The sequence below is a fragment of the Dyella sp. AtDHG13 genome, assembly GCF_003201105.1.
Classification (GTDB): Bacteria; Pseudomonadota; Gammaproteobacteria; order Xanthomonadales; family Rhodanobacteraceae; genus Dyella; species Dyella jiangningensis_B.
This window is the reverse complement of the sequence record NZ_QICJ01000003.1, coordinates 521,922-541,664: the sequence shown is the minus strand read 5'-3', so window position 1 is coordinate 541,664 and position 19,743 is coordinate 521,922. Positions and strand designations below refer to the sequence as shown.

The 19,743-nt window shown below is 67.1% G+C and carries 15 protein-coding genes; 6 read left to right on the top strand and 9 right to left on the bottom strand.

The features are described from left to right. Window positions 1-857 precede the first annotated feature (857 nt). A complete protein-coding gene (clpB, locus tag BDW41_RS08370) occupies window positions 858-3,440 on the bottom strand; it encodes an ATP-dependent chaperone ClpB (RefSeq protein WP_074545371.1) in 2,583 nt (860 codons plus the stop codon). A gap of 240 nt (window positions 3,441-3,680) precedes the next feature. Here clpB and otsB point away from each other — a divergent pair, with 240 nt between their 5' ends. Genes otsB through otsA form a run of 3 tightly spaced genes read left to right on the top strand, consistent with a single transcriptional unit; the run spans window position 3,681 to window position 7,616 of the window. Continuing rightward, window positions 3,681-4,442 carry a trehalose-phosphatase gene (gene otsB, locus BDW41_RS08365; RefSeq protein ID WP_343125755.1) on the top strand — a complete coding sequence of 254 codons (762 nt, stop codon included), beginning with the start codon at window positions 3,681-3,683 and terminating at the stop codon, window positions 4,440-4,442. Beyond that, window positions 4,414-6,225 carry a glycoside hydrolase family 15 protein gene (locus tag BDW41_RS08360; RefSeq protein WP_074545377.1) on the top strand — a complete coding sequence of 604 codons (1,812 nt, stop codon included), beginning with the start codon at window positions 4,414-4,416 and terminating at the stop codon, window positions 6,223-6,225. Before otsB ends, BDW41_RS08360 begins: the two co-directional genes overlap by 29 nt. Continuing rightward, on the top strand, window positions 6,225-7,616 hold the full coding sequence (otsA, locus tag BDW41_RS08355; RefSeq protein WP_083337440.1) for an alpha,alpha-trehalose-phosphate synthase (UDP-forming): 1,392 nt from the start codon (window positions 6,225-6,227) through the stop codon (window positions 7,614-7,616). Before BDW41_RS08360 ends, otsA begins: the two co-directional genes overlap by 1 nt. A gap of 61 nt (window positions 7,617-7,677) precedes the next feature. On the opposite strand, the gene BDW41_RS08350 is transcribed toward otsA, so the two are convergent. From BDW41_RS08350 to rluD, 3 genes are all read right to left on the bottom strand, one after another. Next, complete coding sequence (locus tag BDW41_RS08350; RefSeq protein WP_074545380.1) at window positions 7,678-8,226, bottom strand: hypothetical protein; 549 nt, start codon at window positions 8,224-8,226, stop codon at window positions 7,678-7,680. Between the two features lie 134 nt (window positions 8,227-8,360). Then, window positions 8,361-9,113, bottom strand: coding sequence for a peptidoglycan editing factor PgeF (gene pgeF / locus BDW41_RS08345; protein WP_074545383.1), 753 nt, complete (start codon window positions 9,111-9,113; stop codon window positions 8,361-8,363). Next, a complete protein-coding gene (gene rluD, locus BDW41_RS08340; RefSeq protein WP_074545385.1) occupies window positions 9,110-10,087 on the bottom strand; it encodes a 23S rRNA pseudouridine(1911/1915/1917) synthase RluD in 978 nt (325 codons plus the stop codon). Before rluD ends, pgeF begins: the two co-directional genes overlap by 4 nt. A gap of 69 nt (window positions 10,088-10,156) precedes the next feature. Here rluD and BDW41_RS08335 point away from each other — a divergent pair, with 69 nt between their 5' ends. Then, complete coding sequence (locus BDW41_RS08335) at window positions 10,157-10,999, top strand: outer membrane protein assembly factor BamD (protein WP_074545389.1); 843 nt, start codon at window positions 10,157-10,159, stop codon at window positions 10,997-10,999. 143 nt (window positions 11,000-11,142) lie between these two features. Here the strand turns inward: BDW41_RS08335 and BDW41_RS08330 are convergent, their stop codons facing one another. Continuing rightward, window positions 11,143-12,774, bottom strand: a complete 1,632-nt coding sequence (locus BDW41_RS08330; RefSeq protein WP_074545392.1) for an NAD+ synthase — start codon at window positions 12,772-12,774, stop codon at window positions 11,143-11,145. Between the two features lie 157 nt (window positions 12,775-12,931). Further along, a complete protein-coding gene (locus BDW41_RS08325) occupies window positions 12,932-13,549 on the bottom strand; it encodes a LysE/ArgO family amino acid transporter (RefSeq protein ID WP_074545395.1) in 618 nt (205 codons plus the stop codon). A gap of 124 nt (window positions 13,550-13,673) precedes the next feature. On the opposite strand from BDW41_RS08325, the gene BDW41_RS08320 reads away from it, so the two are divergent. Further along, on the top strand, window positions 13,674-14,573 hold the full coding sequence (locus BDW41_RS08320; RefSeq protein WP_074545398.1) for a LysR family transcriptional regulator ArgP: 900 nt from the start codon (window positions 13,674-13,676) through the stop codon (window positions 14,571-14,573). 76 nt (window positions 14,574-14,649) lie between these two features. Here the strand turns inward: BDW41_RS08320 and sucD are convergent, their stop codons facing one another. Together sucD and sucC are read right to left on the bottom strand one after the other, a co-directional pair. After that, window positions 14,650-15,522, bottom strand: coding sequence for a succinate--CoA ligase subunit alpha (gene sucD, locus BDW41_RS08315; protein ID WP_074545400.1), 873 nt, complete (start codon window positions 15,520-15,522; stop codon window positions 14,650-14,652). A 14-nt stretch (window positions 15,523-15,536) separates the two neighbouring features. After that, a complete protein-coding gene (sucC, locus tag BDW41_RS08310) occupies window positions 15,537-16,700 on the bottom strand; it encodes an ADP-forming succinate--CoA ligase subunit beta (protein ID WP_074545404.1) in 1,164 nt (387 codons plus the stop codon). Between the two features lie 301 nt (window positions 16,701-17,001). Between sucC and BDW41_RS08305 the strand changes: the two genes are divergently transcribed. Further along, window positions 17,002-18,648 (top strand): ATP-binding protein, encoded by a 1,647-nt coding sequence (locus BDW41_RS08305; RefSeq protein ID WP_199535299.1) that lies wholly within the window; start codon window positions 17,002-17,004, stop codon window positions 18,646-18,648. A 114-nt stretch (window positions 18,649-18,762) separates the two neighbouring features. On the opposite strand, the gene BDW41_RS08300 is transcribed toward BDW41_RS08305, so the two are convergent. Further along, window positions 18,763-19,716 (bottom strand): LacI family DNA-binding transcriptional regulator, encoded by a 954-nt coding sequence (locus BDW41_RS08300; protein WP_074545409.1) that lies wholly within the window; start codon window positions 19,714-19,716, stop codon window positions 18,763-18,765. Window positions 19,717-19,743 lie beyond the last annotated feature (27 nt).

Here is a 19,743-nt window from a genome sequence, read left to right as displayed (position 1 = left end):
CAGCTCTTAGAGCATGTTCAAAATCTAGCGTGAGCGCGCAGTTCTCCTCACCGTCATCCCCGCGAAAGCGGGAGGCGCTTCATCAACAGCCGAATAGCTGGTCATCCAGTGTCTTTAGGCCTTCTCGCAGCACGTAAAGTCGCTGGATCCTCGCTTTCGCGGGGATGACGGTGAGGGAATGGAGCTGCTTCGGAGATTTTGAACAGCCGCCAAGGCAGGCGCTCCGCGCCAACCAAGACGCGATGTGCCGCGCAGCGGCACGAGCCGTCGGCTCTCGCTCTTGATCTTCCAGGGCCCCGTATGAGGCGGCGGGCGGGTGGAGATCAGGCCCCGCAGGGGTGCCTGGCAGGACGCCAGGCACTTTTCGTCGGGGCAGGATGCCCCGTCGAAAAGCCCGTAACCCGACCGCGGACCTATCGGGCTTTGCCCGATAGGCGCCGATTCCGGGGGGCCCTTCTCTTTGGTTACTTTCTCTTGGGCAAGCAAGAGAAAGTGACCCGGACTGCGGCAGCAGTTCGGAACGCCCGCCGCGTAGGCGGCACGGTCGAGGGAACGCTGGTAAAGAGCCAATCACTCTCTACGCGAAAACCCAGCGCAAAGTCACTGGATGACTCGCTTCGCTCGCCCCTTCGGGGCCGCCCTACGGGCGTTCTGCGCGCTTCGCGCTTGTCCGGCCTGCGCCGGGATGACGGCCAAAGCGGATCACGGCTAAAGAATGAAACCGTGAGGCGAGCACCCGCCCCTCACCCCAGCCCTCTCCCCACAGGGGAGAGGGAGTCACAGCTCGCAACTCACCTGGAAACAAAAGCGCCCGCCCTGCTTCCACAGGACGGGCGCCACACATCACCCCACCGACGTCACTGCTTGTGGAACGTCAAATGCCCATCCTTCGCGTCCACCACGATGGTCGCGCCACCCGGGAATTTCCCTTCCAGAATCTCCTTCGCCAGCGGATTCTCCAGTTGCTGCTGGATCGCCCGCTTCAGCGGCCGCGCGCCATACACCGGGTCGAAGCCCACGTTGCCCAGCAGGTCCAGCGCCTTGTCGCTGATCTCCATGCGAAGATCACGTTCGGCCAAGCGCTTCTCCAGGTAGGTCAACTGGATCAGGGCGATCTTGCGGATCTGCTTCTTTTCCAGCGGACGGAACACCACCAGCTCGTCGAGGCGGTTGATGAATTCCGGCCGGAAGTGGGCCTGCACCACGCCCAGCACCGCGGCCTTCATCTGCACGTAATCGGCCTCGGAATCGCCGGCGTGCTCCTGGATCATCTGCGAGCCGAGGTTGGAGGTCATCACGATGACGGTGTTGCGGAAGTCCACCGTGCGGCCCTGGCCATCGGTCAGGCGACCGTCGTCGAGCACCTGCAGCAGGATGTTGAACACGTCCGGGTGTGCCTTCTCCACTTCGTCCAGCAGGATCACGCTGTACGGGCGGCGACGCACGGCTTCGGTGAGATAACCACCCTCTTCGTAGCCCACGTAACCCGGAGGCGCGCCGATCAGGCGACTCACGGAGTGCTTCTCCATGAACTCGCTCATGTCGATGCGCACCATCGCGTCCTGCGTGTCGAACATGAATTCGGCAAGCGCCTTGCACAGTTCCGTCTTGCCCACGCCGGTGGGGCCGAGGAACAGGAAGGAGCCGTACGGGCGATTGGGATCGGACAGGCCCGCGCGGGCGCGAAGGATCGCATCGGACACGGCGCGTACCGCTTCATCCTGGCCGACCACGCGCTTGTGCAGCGCTTCTTCCATGTGCAGCAGCTTGTCGCGCTCGCCTTCCAGCATCTTGTTGACGGGGATGCCCGTCCAGCGCGACACGACCTCGGCGATTTCCTCCTCGGTGACGCGATCCTGCACCAGCTTGAAATCCTGCTTCTCGGCGGCCTGCGCGGCAGCGAGCTGCTTTTCCAGTTCGGGCAGCTTGCCGTACTGGATCTCGCTCATCTTGGCGTAGTCCTGGTGGCGCTGCGCGGTTTCCAGTTCGACGCGCGCGGCTTCGATCTGCTCCTTCACCTTGGTCGCGCCCTGCAGCGCGGCCTTTTCGGACTTCCAGATTTCGTTGAGATCGGAGAACTCGCGCTCCAGCTTCTCGATATCCGCATCGAGATCGGCGAGGCGCTTCTTGGACGCTTCGTCGGTTTCCTTCTTCAGCATCTCGCGCTGGATCTTCAGCTGGATCAGCCGGCGTTCCAGGCGATCGAGCTCTTCCGGCTTGGAATCGATTTCCATGCGGATGCGCGAGGCCGCCTCGTCCATCAGGTCGATGGCCTTGTCCGGTAGCTGGCGATCCGGGATGTAGCGATTGGACAGCGTGGCCGCGGCGACGATGGCGGGGTCGGTGATCTCCACGCCGTGGTGCACGGCGTAGCGTTCCTTCAGGCCGCGCAGGATGGCGATGGTGTCTTCCACGCTGGGCTCGCCCACGTAGACCTTCTGGAAGCGGCGCTCCAGCGCGGCGTCCTTCTCGATGTACTTGCGGTATTCGTCCAGCGTGGTGGCGCCGATGCAGTGCAGCTCGCCGCGCGCCAGCGCGGGCTTGAGCATGTTGCCGGCATCCATGGCGCCGTCGGCCTTGCCGGCGCCGACCATGGTGTGCAGCTCGTCGATGAACAGGATGATCTGGCCTTCGTTCTTGGCGAGATCGTTGAGCACGGCCTTGAGGCGTTCCTCGAATTCGCCGCGGAACTTGGCGCCGGCGATCAGCGCGCCCATGTCCAGCGCGAGCACGCGGCGGTCGCGCAGGCCTTCGGGCACTTCGCCCTTGACGATGCGCTGCGCCAGGCCTTCGACGATGGCCGTCTTGCCCACGCCGGGCTCGCCGATCAGCACCGGGTTGTTCTTGGTGCGACGCTGCAACACTTGAATGGTGCGGCGGATTTCCTCGTCGCGGCCGATCACCGGATCGAGCTTGCCGCTCTCCGCGCGCGCGGTCAGATCGATGCAGTATTTCTCCAGCGCCTGGCGCTGGTCTTCGGCGTTTTCGCTCTGCACTTTTTCACCGCCGCGCATCTTGTCGATGGCGGCCTCGACGTTCGCCTTGGTCGCGCCGGCGGCCTTGAGCGCGGCGCCCAGCTCGCCCTTGTCTTCCACCGCCGCGAGCACGAACAGTTCGCTGGCGATGAACTGGTCGCCGCGCTGCTGCGCCAGCTTGTCGGTGAGGTTGAGCAGGCGCGTCAGTTCGTTGCCGACGTGCACGTTGCCTTCCTGTCCGCTGACGCGCGGCAGGCGTTCCACCATTTCATTCACGCGCTGGCGCAGCGCGGGCACGTTGACGTGCGCCTGCGTCAGCAGCGGTGCCGTGGAGCCGCCCTGCTGGTCGAGCAGCGCGGCCATGACGTGCACCGGTTCAAGCATGTTGTTGTCGCGCCCAACGGCGAGCGACTGAGCATCCGCCAGCGCCTGCTGAAAGCGCGACGTGAGTTTGTCCATCCTCATGGGTGTCCCCTCGATCAATAGAGTCTGGCGGCCCCGCCGCCACTGCGCGGAGAGATGCGGCTCGTCCACGCGTGATTCAAGCCGCGTCAACGTCAGGTGTACGTCGCTTCTTCAGTCGTCGTTCGGGCATCCATAGCTTGCCTTCACATTCGCCTTGCTAGTCTGCGGCACGTGCAATCCCCTGTGCCCCAAGCTGCCATGCCCGCCCCATTGCCCCTCCCGGCCCCGCCTCTGCCAGGCGTGGATGATCGCTGGGCGCTGTTTCTCGACGTCGACGGCACGCTGCTCGACTTCGTCGACCAGCCCGATCAGGTCTGCGTGCATTCGCGCCTGCGCGAACTCATCGAGGACCTGTACGGCGCGCTCGACGGCGCGCTGGCCCTGGTGAGCGGCCGCGGCCTGGACGACCTGGACGATCTGTTCGGCCACCCGCCCTGGGCGATGGCCGGCCTGCATGGCCTGGAACTGCGCGGCGCCGACGGCCGCTATCGCGGCGTGCACATCGGCGCCAGCCGGCGGTCGCTGGTGCGCGACATCGCCAGCACGGTGGCGGCCGCGCTGCCGGGCGTGCTGATGGAGGACAAGGGCATGGCGGTCGCCCTGCATTGCCGCACTTCGCCGCAGCTGTTCGAACGTCTGCGCGAGCAGGTGCAGGGCGTGCTGCCCTCGCTGGCCGGCTACGAAATGCAGCCGGGCAACATGGTGATCGAGCTGAAGCCCGAAGGCATGGACAAGGGTTCGGCGGTGGCCAGCCTGATGTCCGCCTGGCCGTTCCAGGGACGCCAGCCCGTCTACGTCGGCGACGACCTGACCGACGAGCATGGCTTTGCCATGGCCAACCTCGAGAGCGGATTGAGCATACGCGTGGGTTCGCGCGAACCGAGCCTCGCCCGCTATTCCCTGCCGGATCCCGCCGCGGCGCGGGCCTGGCTGTTCCGCGTGCTGCACGCGCTCAAGCATGGAGCCCTCTCGCATGCCCATTCCTCAGGAGGAAACCACTGACGCCCAGTCCAGCCTGGAGCTGGGCGTCATCGGCAACGGCAGTGTTGCCGCACTGATCGACGGGCGTGGGCGCATCGTATGGTGCTGCCTGCCCCGCTTCGACGGCGACGCGAGCTTCTGCGCGCTGCTGTCGCCACAGCGTGAAGGTGGCGACTGGACGATCGAACTGGAAGGCCTCGATCGCACCGAACAGCACTACATGCCGAACACGGCGGTGCTGGTGACGCGCCTCTACGACCGCCAGGGCGCGGGCGTGGAAATCGTGGACTACATGCCCCGCTTCCGATCGCGCGGGCGCTTCTACCATCCCGTGCTCATGGCCCGCCGCGTGCGGCCCATAGGCGGCGCCCCGCGCATCCGCGTGCTGCTGCGGCCGCTCTGCAAGTACGGCAGCGAAGCGCCACAGACCACCTCCGGCAGCAACCACATCCGCTTCCTGCTCGATGGCGTGGTGCAACGCCTGACCAGCGACGTGGCCTCCACCATGATCGAGCGCGGCCTGCCGTTTTTCCTGGAGAAACCCGCGCATTTCGTGTTCGGCCCCGACGAAACCCTGACGCACAGTCCGGCGGATTTCATTCACCACACGCTGGAACGCACGCTGGCCTACTGGCGCGAATGGGTGCGCAACCTGTCGGTGCCGTACGAGTGGCAGGAACCCATCATCCGCGCCGCCATCACGCTGAAGCTGTGCCAGTACGAAGCCACCGGCGCCATCATCGCCGCGCTCACCACGTCCATCCCCGAGTCGGCCGGCTCCGGGCGCAACTGGGATTACCGCTACTGCTGGCTGCGCGACGCCGCCTTCACCGTGCGCGCGCTCAACCGGCTGGGCGCGACGCGCAGCATGGAGGAGTACATCCGCTACGTCTTCAACCTGGTCGCCTCCGACGGCGACAGCGAGATCGGCCCGGTGTTCGGCATCACCTTCGAGCACGAGCTGCCGGAGATCCAGGTCGAAAGCCTGGCCGGCTACCGCGGCATGGGCCCGGTGCGCGTGGGCAACGATGCGTGGCGGCAGCGGCAGAACGACGTCTACGGCTCGGTGGTGCTGGCTTCCGCCCAGGTGTTCTTCGATCGCCGCCTGGAACGCCCGGGCGACGAGCTGACCTTCCGCCGGCTGGAGCGCATGGGCGAGCTGGCGCTGCGGGTGGCCGAGACGCCCGACGCAGGCCTGTGGGAATACCGCGGCCGTTCCGCCGTGCACACCTATTCCGCCGCCATGTGCTGGGCCGCCTGCGACCGGCTGGCGCACATCGCCACCGAACTGGGCCTGGACGAGCGCGCCCGCTACTGGCACGACGAGGCCGTGGCCTTGCACGAGCGCATCGAGGCGCGCGCCTGGAACGCGAAACTCGGCTATTTCGTCGACGCCTACGACGGCGAGCACCTGGACGCCAGCCTGCTGCTGCTCGCCGACATCGGCTTCGTCGACGCCATGGACCCGCGCTTCATCGCCACCGTGGACGCCATCGGCGTTGCGCTGGGGCGCGGCGACTACCTGTTCCGCTACATCGCGCCGGACGATTTCGGCGCGCCGGAAACCAGCTTCAACATCTGCACGTTCTGGTACATCGAGGCGCTGGCCGCCACCGGCCGCAAGGAGCGCGCCCGCGCCATGTTCGAGCACATGCTCTCGCAACGGAACCCGCTGGGCCTGCTGTCGGAAGACATCGCGCCGGCCAATGGCGAGCACTGGGGCAATTTTCCGCAAACCTATTCGATGGTGGGCCTGATCCAGGCCGCCATGCGCCTGTCGCGGCGCTGGGAGGACGCACTGTGATGATGGTGGGAAGAAGCAACAGCGGCCAGGGACGGCTGATCGTGGTTTCCAACCGGGTAGCCCTGCCTGACCAGACCGCCACCGGCGGGCTCGCCTCGGCCATGCGGGCGGCACTGCAGGAACGCGGCGGCCTGTGGTTCGGCTGGAGCGGCAAGATCGCCCGGCAGACCGCCGAACAGGTGCACAAGCAAAGCGACGGACCGGTGGAATACGCGACCATCGACCTGTCGCGCGCCGACCACGACGACTTCTACGACGGCTTCGCCAACCGCACGCTGTGGCCGCTGCTGCACTACCGGCCCGACCTGGTCGACTACGACCGCAAGCATCTCGCCGGCTACCTGCGCGTCAACAACGTCTTCGCCGACCAGCTGATGTCGCTGATCCGCCCGAACGACCTGGTCTGGGTCAACGACTATCACCTGATCCCGCTCGCCGCCATGCTGCGCGAACGCGGCGTGCGCAACCGCATCGGCTTCTTTCTGCACACGCCGCTGCCGGCCGCCGGCCTGCTGATCACCCTGCCGCGCCACATGGAACTCATTGAAACCCTGGCGAGCTATGACCTGGTCGGCCTGCACACGCCGCGCGACCGGCGCGCGCTGGAGGAATATTTCCTGCACGAGGTGGGCGCCACCATGCGCCGCGACGGGCGCATCCGCACGCCGGAAGGCCGCGTGTTCCGCGCCGAGGTGTTCGCCATCGGCATCGACACCGCCGAAGTGGCCGAGGCGGCCAGCCACGCCAACGAGCACAAGGAAATCCTGGACCTGAAGCAGAGCCTGGAAGGCCGCGCGCTGATCATCGGCGTGGATCGCCTGGACTACTCCAAGGGCCTGCCCGAGCGCTTCCAGGCGTATGCGCGCCTGCTGGAGCGCTCGCCGCAGCTGCACCGCAAGGTGAGCTTCCTGCAGATCGCGCCGCCCTCGCGCGGCGGCGTGCCCGAGTACCGGCAGATCCGCCGCGAGCTGGAGCGCATGGCCGGCCACATCAACGGCATGTATGCCGCACCGGACTGGGTGCCGATCCGCTACGTCAACAACTCCTTCCCGCACAGCCTGCTCAGCGGCTACTACCGCAGCGCCCGCGTGGGCCTGGTGACGCCGCTGCGCGACGGCATGAACCTGGTGGCCAAGGAATACGTGGCCAGCCAGGACCCCAACGACCCCGGCGTGCTGGTGCTCTCGCGCTTCGCCGGCGCCGCGCAGGAATTGCGCGACGCGCTGCTGGTCAACCCGCGCGACACGGAGGAAGTCGCCGAGGCCCTCGGCGTCGCGCTGGAAATGCCGCTGCAGGAACGGCGCGCGCGCTGGCGCCGCATGATGGACGTGCTGGAGAAGCAGGACGTCACGGCGTGGCGCAATGCGTTCCTGCGGCAGCTGGCGCAATAGCCCTTGCACCAGCGAACAGCCCGCCGCGAAGGCGTGCTGTTCGGCGTGCGAGGTCGACTCGTCAGGGGTGATGCGCCGCAGGCGACGCGGCCGCCCTGGGCGATGCGGGAGCCGTGTTGCCGGCAGGGCTGTAGAGCGTGCCAGCGTTCCGCGGTATCGGTTCCATCGTCCTGATGCGCTGGAACGGCGCGTGGCCGTCCGGCCCGGCCAGTGCCCACATGCGTCCGTCGATGTTCACCCAATGCCAGTTGCCCGCCGGCACGGGCTGGGTCGAGACCGAAACGAAGCGGGCGTCGTAGTCGCCATCGGGCCGCTTCGTCGCATCTAGCTGCAGGTTGAGAATGAATTGGCTGGCGATCGGACGGCCGCGGTATTCGGCCGGCGCGGTGATCATGTCGTCCAGACTCCGCGACAGCAGGCGGCTCATTCGCGGTTCCAGCGCAATGGCCGGCGAGGCCGAGGTGACCTTGCCTTCGGCGTTCACCTGCACGAGCACCGGCAGTACGCGCTGGGGAAACGGGTTCAACGAACCGGGGGATATGGATGCCACGGCGGCGCCACACATGACCGACAACGCACCGGCGAGCATGAGGCTATGACTGCGTTTCATGCGACCTCCCTGGAATGCGGCTGACTTCGGGATCCGGACATCGCCTTGGGTCCTGTCCTTGCGATGCCCCCTGGCAATCTGCGCCTTTCGTCAGCTTCGCGTCAACTTTGTCGCGGGAGGCCGCATTCCACCGTCTAGGCTTCGCGCCAGATCAGGCTCGCAAAGCGGCCGCTCTGGGCCCCATCGCGGCGGTAGGAATAGAAGCGGTCATCGGTGCGGGTATCGAACCCGCCGCCATGCACCTGGGCGACGCCGGCGGCCTGCAGCCGGCGGCGGGCCAGCCAGGCGAGATCGCACAGCCAGTGGCCAGGGCGCGTGGGCTCGAAGCCTGCGTTAGCGCCGGCATCGACGGCCAGAAAGGCATCGCGCACTTCCTCGCCCACTTCGTAGCTCGCCTTGCCGATGCACGGCCCCAACCACGCCATGACCTGGGCGGGCGGCGCCTGCAAGGCGTTCAATGCCGCCTCCAGCACGCCGGCCTGCAGGCCCCGCCAGCCGGCGTGGGCGGCGGCCACGCCGCGGCCATCGGTGGTGCAGAACAGCACCGGCAGGCAGTCGGCGGTGAGGATGGCCAGCGGCTGCCTCACGCGATGCGTGACGGCGGCGTCCGCGCGCGGCTCCTGCGCATCGTCCAGGCGATCCACATCCACAACGTCGACGCCATGGACCTGCTGCAGCCAGCGGGGATCGCCCGCCAGCCCCAGGGCGGGCCGCACCGCCGCGCGGTTTGCCGCGACGGCCTCGGCAAGGTCGCCGCAACGCGCCCCGAGGTTGAAACGACCCCAGGCGCCCGTGGAAACGCCCGGCCCCAGCCGGGTACTGACCGCCGCCCGCACGCCGGCGGGGGCCGGCCAGTCCGGCAGGATCCAGGCCTCGGGGCTGCTCACGACCAGTCGTCCGGATCGGCCTGGGCGGCGTCGGCGCGCAGGGCGTCGATCAGAGCCTGCTGGTCGGCCGGACGCTCCGCGCTGAAGGACAGCGGCTCGTGGGTCACCGGGTGCTCGAACGCCAGCCGCTCGGCGTGCAGCGCCTGTCGGCGGAAGCCGCGCAGGGCCGCCACCAGCTCGGGCGTGGCCCCCTTGGGCAGCTTCAGGCCGCCGCCGTACAGCGGATCACCGACCAGCGGATGGTTGATATGCGCCATGTGCACGCGAATCTGGTGGGTGCGGCCGGTTTCCAGGCTGCACTGGATCAGGCTGTGCGCCCGGAAACGCTCGCGCAGGCGGTAATGGGTGACGGCGCGCTTGCCGTCCTCCTCGTCGCGCACGGCCTGGCGCAGGCGGTCGCCCATGTGGCGGCCGATCGGGGCATCTACCGTGCCGCCGGCCACCAGGGTGCCCAGCACCACCGCCTCGTACTGCCGCTCCACGTCGTGGCGGGACAGCATCTCCACCAGCGCGGTATGGGCCGGCAGGCTCTTGGCCACCACCATCAGGCCCGAGGTGTCCTTGTCCAGGCGGTGCACGATGCCGCCACGCGGCAGCTGGGCCAGGGCCGGATCGTGATGCAGCAAGGCGTTCAGCACGGTGCCGGCGCTATTTCCTGCGCCCGGATGCACCACCAGCCCGGCCGGCTTGTTCAGCACCAGCAGGTGTTCGTCCTCGTGGACGATGTCCAGGGCGATGGCCTCCGGCTCCAGCTCCACTTCGGTCTCAAGTTCAGCTTGCAGCAGGACTTTTTCCCCGCCACGGAGCAGCTGGCGGGGCGGCGCCACGGCGCCGTCCAGGGTCACCGCGCCGGCCTTGATCCATGCCGTGAGGCGCGAACGGGAATAATCGGGGAACATCTCGGCCAGCGCTTGGTCGAACCTGCGACCTGCGGCGGACAGGGGGACCGCGGCTTCGTGACGGATCGTCGTCATGACCGTACCCCCGGGCACCCGGCGGTTTCGGCTATCATCCCTTTTCGCTCAAACATCTGAACCCTTCTCATGCGCGTAACCAAGCTGCCGGCTTTCAAAGTTTTTGTCGTGCTCGCCATCGCTCTTTCGATGAGCGCATGCTCGATGTTCCACCACAAGCGGGACACCAACGATACGCTGCCGGTAGACAAGCTGTATGCCAAGGCCCACGACTCGATGGAGCACGCCGACTACTCGGCAGCCACGAAAGCGTACCAGCGACTGATCGCGCGCTTCCCGTCCGGCGACTACAACGAACAGGCCCAGCTCGACCTGGCCTATTCGCAGTACAAGGACAACCAGCCGGATGACGCGTATTCCACGGTCAACCGGTTCATCAAGACGTATCCGACCCACAAGCATGTGGATTATGCCTATTACCTGCGCGGCCTGATCAATTTCGACCGCACGGGCGGCGCCATGGAGCGCCTGCTGCAGCGTAGCAACCAGGCCCAGTCGCGTCGCGACCAGGGCTACAACCTCAAGTCGTTCGACGACTTCTCGGAGCTGTCGCGCCGCTTCCCGGACAGCGCCTATACCGCCGATGCGCGCCAGCGCATGATCTACCTGCGCAACGTGCTGGCGCAGTTCGAGATCAACGTGGCCGAGTTCTACCTGCGCAACAACGCCTACGTGGCCGCCGCCGACCGCTCGCAGTACGTGATCGAGCACTACCAGCAGGCCCCGCAGACCGGCGACGCACTGGCCATCCTCACCCGCAGCTATCTGGGCATGGACCAGAAGAACCTCGCCGACCAGACGCGCCAGGTGCTGGCCCTGAACTACCCGGACCACCCGTACCTGAAGGATCCGAAGTGGCCGCACGCGCCCTCGATCCTGCGCAAGGCGATCCCGTTCTCCGGACATCATTGAGCGAAAAAGGCGGGCGAAAAAAAAGCGGGCACTGCCCGCTTTTTTTATGGAGTGAGAAACGAGAAGCGAGCAGTGAGAGAAGAGCACTGGGCTAACCAGCCCTCTCTCACTTCTCACTCCTCTTCACTCACTTCTCGCTCTACTCATTTCCACCCCGACGTGATCGGATACCGCCGCTCGCGCCCGAATGCCCGCGTGGTCACGCGCGGGCCCGGTGCGGCCTGGCGACGCTTGAATTCGTTGAGCAGCACCAGCCGCACCACGCGGCGCACGGTGTCGGCGTGGAAGCCCTGCTCGGCGATTTCCGCCTGCGACTGCTCGCCTTCGATGAAGCGCGCGAGGATGGCGTCCAGTTCGTCGTAGGGCGGCAGCGAATCCTGGTCGGTCTGGTTGTCGCGCAGTTCCGCCGAGGGCGGGCGGTCGATCACCGCGGTGGGAATCGCCTCGGGTTCACCCAGGCGCGCGGCGTGCTCGTTGCGCCAGCGCGACAGCCGATAGACCACGGTCTTGTAGACGTCCTTCAGCGGTGCATAGGCGCCGCACATGTCGCCGTAGAGCGTGGCGTAGCCTACCGCCATCTCGCTCTTGTTGCCCGTGGACAGCAGCAGGCGGCCATGCTTGTTGGACAGCGCCATCAGCGTCACGCCGCGGGTGCGCGACTGCAGGTTTTCCTCGGTGGTGTCCGCAGCCTTGCCGGCGAAGGCTGGCGTGAGCGCGCCGAGGAAAGCGTCGACCATCGGCTCGATGCCGATGATGTGGTAGTCCACGCCCAGCTGTTCGGCCTGCGCGCGCGCGCCGTCCAAGGACAACTGCGAGGTGTAGCGCGTGGGCATCATCACGGCGGTGACGCGGTCGGCGCCCAGGGCATCCACGGCCAGCGCCAGCGTCAGCGCGGAATCGATGCCGCCGGAAAGCCCGAGCAGCACACCCGGGAAGCCGTTCTTCTCGATGTAGTCGCGAATGCCGCGCACCAGCGCCGCGTACAAGGTCGCCTCGTGGGAGGCATCCGCCGCGACCGGCCAGTTGTCCGAGCGCAGCGTGCGGGTCTCGCTGTCGAATTCCGCCCAGAGCATGGCGTCGACGAAGCTCGGCGCGCGCGCGGCGATGCTGCCGTCGGCATTCACCAGCAGGGAGCCGCCGTCGTACACCACCTCGTCCTGTCCGCCGACCATGTTCACGTAGGCGATGGCGCAGCCGGTTTCCAGCGCACGCGCGGTCAGCACCACCTCGCGGCCGGCCTGCTTGGCGTCGTCCCACGGCGAGGCATTGATCACCACGATCAGCTCGGCGCCGGCAGCCGCCGCCTTGGCCGCGGGTTCGGGCTCCCAGATGTCTTCGCAGATGATCATGCCCACGCGAACGCCATCGATCATAGCCACGGCGCTGTCGCTGCCGGGGCGGAAATAGCGCTTGTCGTCGAACACGCCGTAGTTGGGCAGGGCCTGCTTGTGCGTGGTCAGCTCGATGGCGCCGCCGCGCAGCAGGCTGGCGGCGTTGTAGACCTCGCCCTGGCTGTGCGGATGACCGACCAGCGCGGCCACGCCGTTGGTGGCGCCCGCGAGCGCGTTGAGTTCGCACTGGCACGCGGCGAGAAAGCTCGGGCGCAGCAACAGGTCTTCCGGCGGATAGCCGCTCAGGGTGAGCTCGGGAAACGCCACCAGCGCCGCGCCGCCATCGCGCGCCTGCGCCAGCAGATCCCCCACCTTGGCCGCATTGGCCGCAACCGCGCCTACCGGGAAATCGAACTGCGCAAGCGCGAAGCGTAGTGAAGACATGCCATCGGAATCCGTTGCCTGGGGCCTGAAATTGTACCCGAGCAACCTTCGTCAGGCGGCGGGCGCCTGTTCCCGTCACGTCCTGTCGTGCAGCATCCGGTGGCCGGCACGCTCCCCGCCGCGCGCGCCTGCTGTCCTTACTGTCCCTCAGTGCGACTTACCCCACCGGCTGGCGCAGCAACATCACCGCCAGCGTCAGCATGAACAACGCGATGGCCACATCGAACAGCCGCCACGCCCTGGGGCTGCGAAACACCGGCAACAGCAGGCGGGCGCCGTAGCCCAGCGAGAGGAACCACGCCACGCTCGCCGTGCACGCACCGGCCGCGAACACCCAGCGCGCGTCGCCTTCGTAATGGGTGGACAGGCTGCCGAGCAGCACCACCGTGTCCAGGTACACATGCGGGTTGAGCAGGGTGAACGCGAGACACGCCGCCACCACGCGGCCACGGCTCAATGTGCCATCGCCCGCCGGCTGCAACCCGCTTTCGCCCTGCCATGCCCGCTTCAGGGCCATGGCGCCATAGGCCGCGAGAAAAGCGGCACCCGCATAGCGCAGCCATTGCAACAGCCCCGGATGCTCCTTGACCGCCAGCCCCATGCCGCCCACGCCCAGCAGGATCAGGCTCACGTCCGCCAGGATGCACACCAGCACCACGGAACCTACGTAGTGCCGCTGCAAACCCTGGCGCAGCACGAACGCGTTCTGCGCGCCGATCGCGATGATCAGCCCCGCGCCAGCGGCAAGACCCGCAAGATAAGGCGTGAAGTCCATGGAATGCCCCCCAGGAAAAAGACGGCCACTCTGACCTGGACGTCCTAGTTAGTAAAACTAAATATCCTTAGCGTGGATTAGTTGTTCTAATGTCGCGCCCCGATCCGGGCTGGAGAAACCGCATATGAGCCTGCTCAATCCCCAGCTGGCTGCCTTTGCCGCCGTGCTCGACGAGGGCAGTTTCGACGGCGCGGCCCAGCGCCTGTCGCTGACGCCATCGGCCATCTCCCAGCGCATCAAGGCGCTGGAGGACCGGCTCGGCCAGATCCTGATCCTGCGGCGCACGCCCTGCGAAGCCACCGAGGCCGGCCGCCGCCTGCTGCGCAGCGTGCAGCAGATGCGCCTGCTGGAAGCGGAAACCTTGAACGACTTCCACATCGGCCCGGACGACAGCGGCCCCACCACCGTCGCCATCGGCGTCAACGCCGACTCGCTGGCGACCTGGTTCCTCGCCGCGCTGGCCCAACTGCACGATGCGCATCAATTGCTGTTCGACATCCGCGTGGAAGACCAGGACCATTCCACCAACCTGCTGCGCGACGGCTCCGTGCTCGGCGCCATCACGGCGGAATCCCAGCCCGTGCAAGGCTGCAGCGTGAAGAAGCTCGGCGTGATGCGCTACCTGCCCGTCGCCTCGCCCGCCTTCGTGAAGCGCCACTTTTCGGCGGGCCTCAGCGCCGCCTCACTCGGCAACGCCCCCATGCTGGTGTTCAACCGCAAGGACGCGCTGCAATGGCGCTTCATGCACAGCGTCACGCGCGCGAAGCTCATGCCACCCATGCACTACGTGCCCTCCTCCACCGCCTTCATGGAAGGCGCCGAACTCAGCCTGGGCTGGGCCATGGCGCCCGAATCGATGCTGGAGAAGGCCATCGCTGAAGGCCGCGTCAAGCCCATCGCCCCCAACCGCTGGCTCGACGTGCCGCTGTACTGGCAGAGCTGGGCGATTCGTTCGAGCACGTTGACGACGGTGACGGAGGCATTGCTGCAGGCGGCCAGAAAAGGGCTGCGCCAGGTGCGTTGAGGCAGTCGATCTGCCGCGCACAAAAAAGGGCCGCATCGCTGCGGCCCTTTTTCTATCGGTGGTAAAACCCGACGGCTTACTTCATCAGACCCGCGAGGGTCTTGCCGAGGTCGGCCGGAGACTTCACCGTGGTGACGCCTGCCTTCTCCAGCGCGGCGAACTTGGCTGCCGCCGTGCCCTTGCCGCCGGAGATGATGGCGCCGGCGTGGCCCATGCGCTTGCCGGCCGGGGCCGAGGCGCCGGCGATGAAGGACACCACCGGCTTCTTGACGTATTCGCCGATGAACTCGGCGGCGTCTTCTTCAGCGCTGCCGCCGATTTCGCCGACCATGATGATGCCTTCGGTCTGCGGATCGTCCTGGAACATCTTCAGGCAGTCGATGAAGTTCAGGCCGTTGATCGGGTCGCCGCCGATGCCGATGCAGGTGGACTGGCCCAGGCCTTCGTTGGTGGTCTGGAACACCGCTTCGTACGTCAGCGTGCCCGAGCGGGACACGATGCCGACCTTGCCCGGCTTGTGGATGTGGCCCGGCATGATGCCGATCTTGCATTCGCCCGGGGTGATGATGCCGGGGCAGTTCGGCCCGATCAGCACGGTTTCCGGATGCTGTGCCAGCACGTTCTTCACGCGCAGCATGTCGAGCACCGGGATGCCTTCGGTGATGGCCACGATGACCTTGATGCCGGCGTCGATGGCTTCGAGGATCGAGTCGGCCGCGAACGGCGGCGGCACGAAGATCACGGACGCATCGGCGCCGGTTTCATCCACCGCCTCGGAAACCGAGTTGAAGACCGGCAGGCCGATGTGCTCGGTGCCGCCCTTGCCCGGGGTCACGCCGCCGACGACCTTGGTGCCGTAGTCCAGCGCCTGCTGCGCGTGGAAGGTGCCCTGCTGGCCGGTGAAGCCCTGCACGAGGACCTTGGTGTTCTTGTTGACGAGAACGCTCATGGTTCTTTTGCTCCTCAGGCCTTGGCCGCAGCCACGGCTTTCTGCGCCGCATCGTTGAGATCGTCGGCCGGCGTGATCGCCAGGCCGGAGTTGGCCAGCAGTTCGCGGCCCAGCTCCACATTGGTGCCCTGCAGGCGCACCACGACGGGGATCTTCAGACCCACTTCCTTCACGGCCGCGATGATGCCTTCGGCGATCAGGTCGCAACGCACGATGCCGCCGAAGATGTTGACCAGGATGGCCTTCACCTTGTCGGAGGAGAGGATGAGCTTGAACGCCTCGGTGACGCGCTCCTTGGTGGCGCCGCCGCCGACGTCGAGGAAGTTTGCCGGCTCGCCGCCCGCCAGCTTGATCACGTCCATGGTGGCCATGGCCAGGCCCGCGCCGTTGACCATGCAGCCGATGGTGCCGTCCATGGTCACGTAGTTGAGGTTGTGCTGCACGGCAGCGGCCTCGGCGGCGTCTTCCTGGGTCAGGTCGCGCATGGCGGCCAGGTCCGGGTGGCGGAATTCGGCGTTGTCGTCGGAGTTGACCTTGCCGTCGAGGGCGGCGAGGTTGCCGTCTTCGAGGATGGCGAGCGGGTTGAGCTCGACCAGCGACAGGTCCTTCTCGTTGAACAGCTTGTACAGGCCCAGCATGATCTTGGTCAGCTGGCCGACCTGCTTCGCGTTGAGGTCCATGGCGAAGCCGAGCTGGCGGCACTGGTAGGGCTGCAGGCCTTCCACGAAATCCACCACGATGGTGTGGATGTCTTCCGGGGTGTCCTTGGCGACCTGCTCGATGTCCACGCCGCCGTGCTTGGAGGCGATGAACGAGATGGACTTGGTGTCACGGTCCACCAGGATCGACAGGTAGAGTTCCTTGGCGATGTTGGTGGCGTCGGTGACCAGCACCAGGTTCACCGGCAGCGCGCGGCCGGCGGACTGGTAGGTTTCCATGTTGGTGCCCAGCATGCCCTTGGCAGCTGCGCGCACGTCGTCGAGGCTCTTGCAGAACTTGACGCCGCCGGCCTTGCCGCGGCCGCCTGCGTGGATCTGTGCCTTGACCATCCACTGCGTGCCACCAAGGTGCTTGGCGGCGTCGACAGCGGCATCGGGAGAGTTGGCGACCTTGCCCGGCGGCACGGCGATGCCGTACTTCGCGAACAATTCTTTGGCCTGGTACTCGTGGAAATTCATGGATACCTCGAGAGTACGGGGAAACATGGCGGCCGTGACGGACTGTGGGTGATCCGTACGGTCAGGGGAACGACGGCGGAGTAAAGCCTGCGCTGCCGGATGCAGTGCGCCGCCGTCAGGCCTGTCGACATGACGAAAACCGCGCAATACGGCCCGGTATTTTCGCAGCAGCGGCCCCGGTTGGAAAGGGGCGGGGTGACCGAGGGGCATTTCGGCAAGGGGCGACGGGCGCCCGCCACGCGCCGGTAAAGCCCCGTCTATACTGGATGAAACCGCCCTCCGACCGACGAGAGCCCGCCAGGTGTCCAGCACCGTGCAGTCCGCCTACCCCACCGCACGCCCGGCTCCCGAAGCGGCGCGGCACGAGCTTCTGTTCCTCAACTGCTTCCGGCTCGCCCAGGCGCTGGTCTATACCGGCCTGGCGCTGAGCCCGAACACCCTGGGCTGGCCCAAGCTGCCGGACGTCGGGCTGGCACGCGGCGTGGCGGTGCTGTTCCTGCTGTTCGCGCTGGGCACGCTCTCGCTGACCCGGCGCTCCACGCCGTGGATCCGCTGGGCGGTGTCGGGTGCGCTGGTGGTGGACATCATCGCGGCGGTGCTGGCCATCATCACCATGCACGATGCACGCATCGGCATCGCCATGATGCTGGCGGTGAACCTGGCCGCGGGCGCGCTGATCCTGCCGCTGCGCCTGTCGTGCTTTTTCGCGGCGCTGGCCACGCTGGGCGTCATCGGCCACTCGGTCATCGAGGTGCAGCACGGGCAGGCCGGCATGGACCGGGAGCTGCTCGAATCGAGCCTGTTCGGCCTCGCCTACTTCGCCATCACCGTGCTGTGCTACGTGCTGAGCCGGCAGATCCGCGCCACCGAGGCGCTGGCCGAGCAGCGCGGCGTCGACCTGGCCAACCTGGCGCAGGTCAACGAGCTGATCATCCGCCGCATGAAGACCGGCGTGATGCTGGTGGACGACGCCAACCGCATCCACCAGATGAACGAATCGGCCTGGATGCTGCTGGGCAACCCCGCCGCCGATCAGCGCGACCTGGGCCGCGTGGCGCCGGAACTGTCCCGCCGCCTCTATCACTGGATGACCTCGGGCAAGCTGGACGAGTCGGCCACCCAGCTGGCCGACGGCGTGCCCGAAGTGGTGCCGCGTTTCAGCCGACTGGCGCCGAACGACGACTCGCACGTACTGATCTTCCTCGACGACACCTCGCTGGTGTCGCGCCGCGCGGAGGAGCTCACGCTCAGCTCGCTGGGCCGGCTGTCCGCATCCATTGCCCACGAGATCCGCAACCCGCTGGCGGCGATCCGCTATTCCGCGCAGTTGCTGGCCGAGTCGGACGACCTGCCGCCCACCGACCAGCGCATGGTGGAGATCATCAACAACCACTGCGTGCGCTTGAACGAGATCATCGAGAACATCCTGCAACTGTCGCGGCGCGAACGCTCGCGCCCGGAAACGCTGGACCTGGGCACCTGGGCCAACCAGTTCGTGGACGAGTACCGCCAGGGCAACGACCTGGGCGAGGGCTCCCTGCGCGTCATCCAGGCCAGCACGCCGGTGGCCGCGGTGGCCGACCCGCAGCAGCTGCAGCAGGTGGTGTGGAACCTCGTGCAGAACGCGCTGCGCTATGGCCGCCTGCCCGGCGAGCCCGCCCGCGTGATGGTGGTGGCGCGCCACGGCGAGCACGGCGTGCCGATTCTGGAAGTGATCGATCGCGGCCCCGGCATCGCGCCCAAGGTCGCCGCGCAGATCTTCGAGCCGTTCTACACCACGCACGAATACGGCACGGGCCTGGGCCTCTATCTCGCCCGCCAGATGAGCGAAGCCAACCAGGCCTCGCTGGAATACGTGCGCGTGGCCGGCGGCGGCAGCTGCTTCCGCCTGGTGCTGACGCCCGCACGGATCGGCAAGGCCACCGGCGACGCCGCCGCTGCAGGCTAAGAGCCAGGAGTGAGTGAAGAGGAGTGAGTAGTGAGAGAGAGCTAGCGAGCGCGCGCTTTTCTCTCACTGCTCACTCCTCTTCACTCACTTCTCGCTCCTCACACTTCTCGCTCCTCAGGTTTCGCGAACGATCAGCTCCACCGGCAGGGTTTCCGACTGCTCGGGCTCGTCGTTGATCATCGCCAGCACCTTGCGCGCCAGCAGCGTGCCGCCTTCCTGCCAGTCCTGGCGCACCGAGCTCAGCGGCGGGAGGAAGCTCGCCGCGAGCGGCATGTCGTCGTAGCCCACCACCGAGACGTCGCCGGGCACGCTGCGCCCCAGCTGATTGAGCGCGCGGATGGCGCCCATGGCCAGCAGGTCGCTGCACGCGAACACGGCGTCGAACGGCACGCCGCGATCCATCAGCGAATGCATGGCGTCCGTGCCGGAGGCCAGGGTGAATTCGTCGCGGCGGATCAGTAGCGGCTTGATGCCGTGGGCGGTCAGCGCATCCACGAAGCCGGTGAGGCGCTCGAAGATCTCCGGATGGTTGGGGTTGCCCACGAACACGGGATTGCGGCGCCCGAGGCGGATGAAATGCTCCGCCACCGCATGGCCGCCCTGGCGGTTGTCGCTGCCCACCACCACGTGCTCGTCGCCCGGCGCGCCCCACACCACCATCGGAAGGCCGAGCTTGTCGAAGCGGCGCACCGCGTCCTGGCGCGAACCCTGGCCCAGCAGGATCAAACCGTCGGCCGCCTGCACCGCCGCGGCGGTCGCGCCCTGCCTCGTGGTGAGCAGCACGCTGTAGCCGTGCGCCGTCAGCTCCTGGGAAATGCCGCCCAGCAGCACCAGCGGATAAGGATCGAACATGGTGCGGTCGTGCGAGGGTTTCATCTCCACGATCACCGCCACGGTATGGCTGCGGCGCAGGCGCAGGTTGCGCGCGCTGACGTTGAGCTTGTAGCCCAGCTCGTGGGCGAGCTGCTGCAGGCGCTCGCGGGTTTCGCGATTCACCAGCGGGCTGTCGCTCAAGGCCCGCGAAACGGTGATCTTCGATACGCCGGCCACCTTGGCCAGATCCGCCATGGTGAGGCTGGCGGCAGGCGTGGCGCC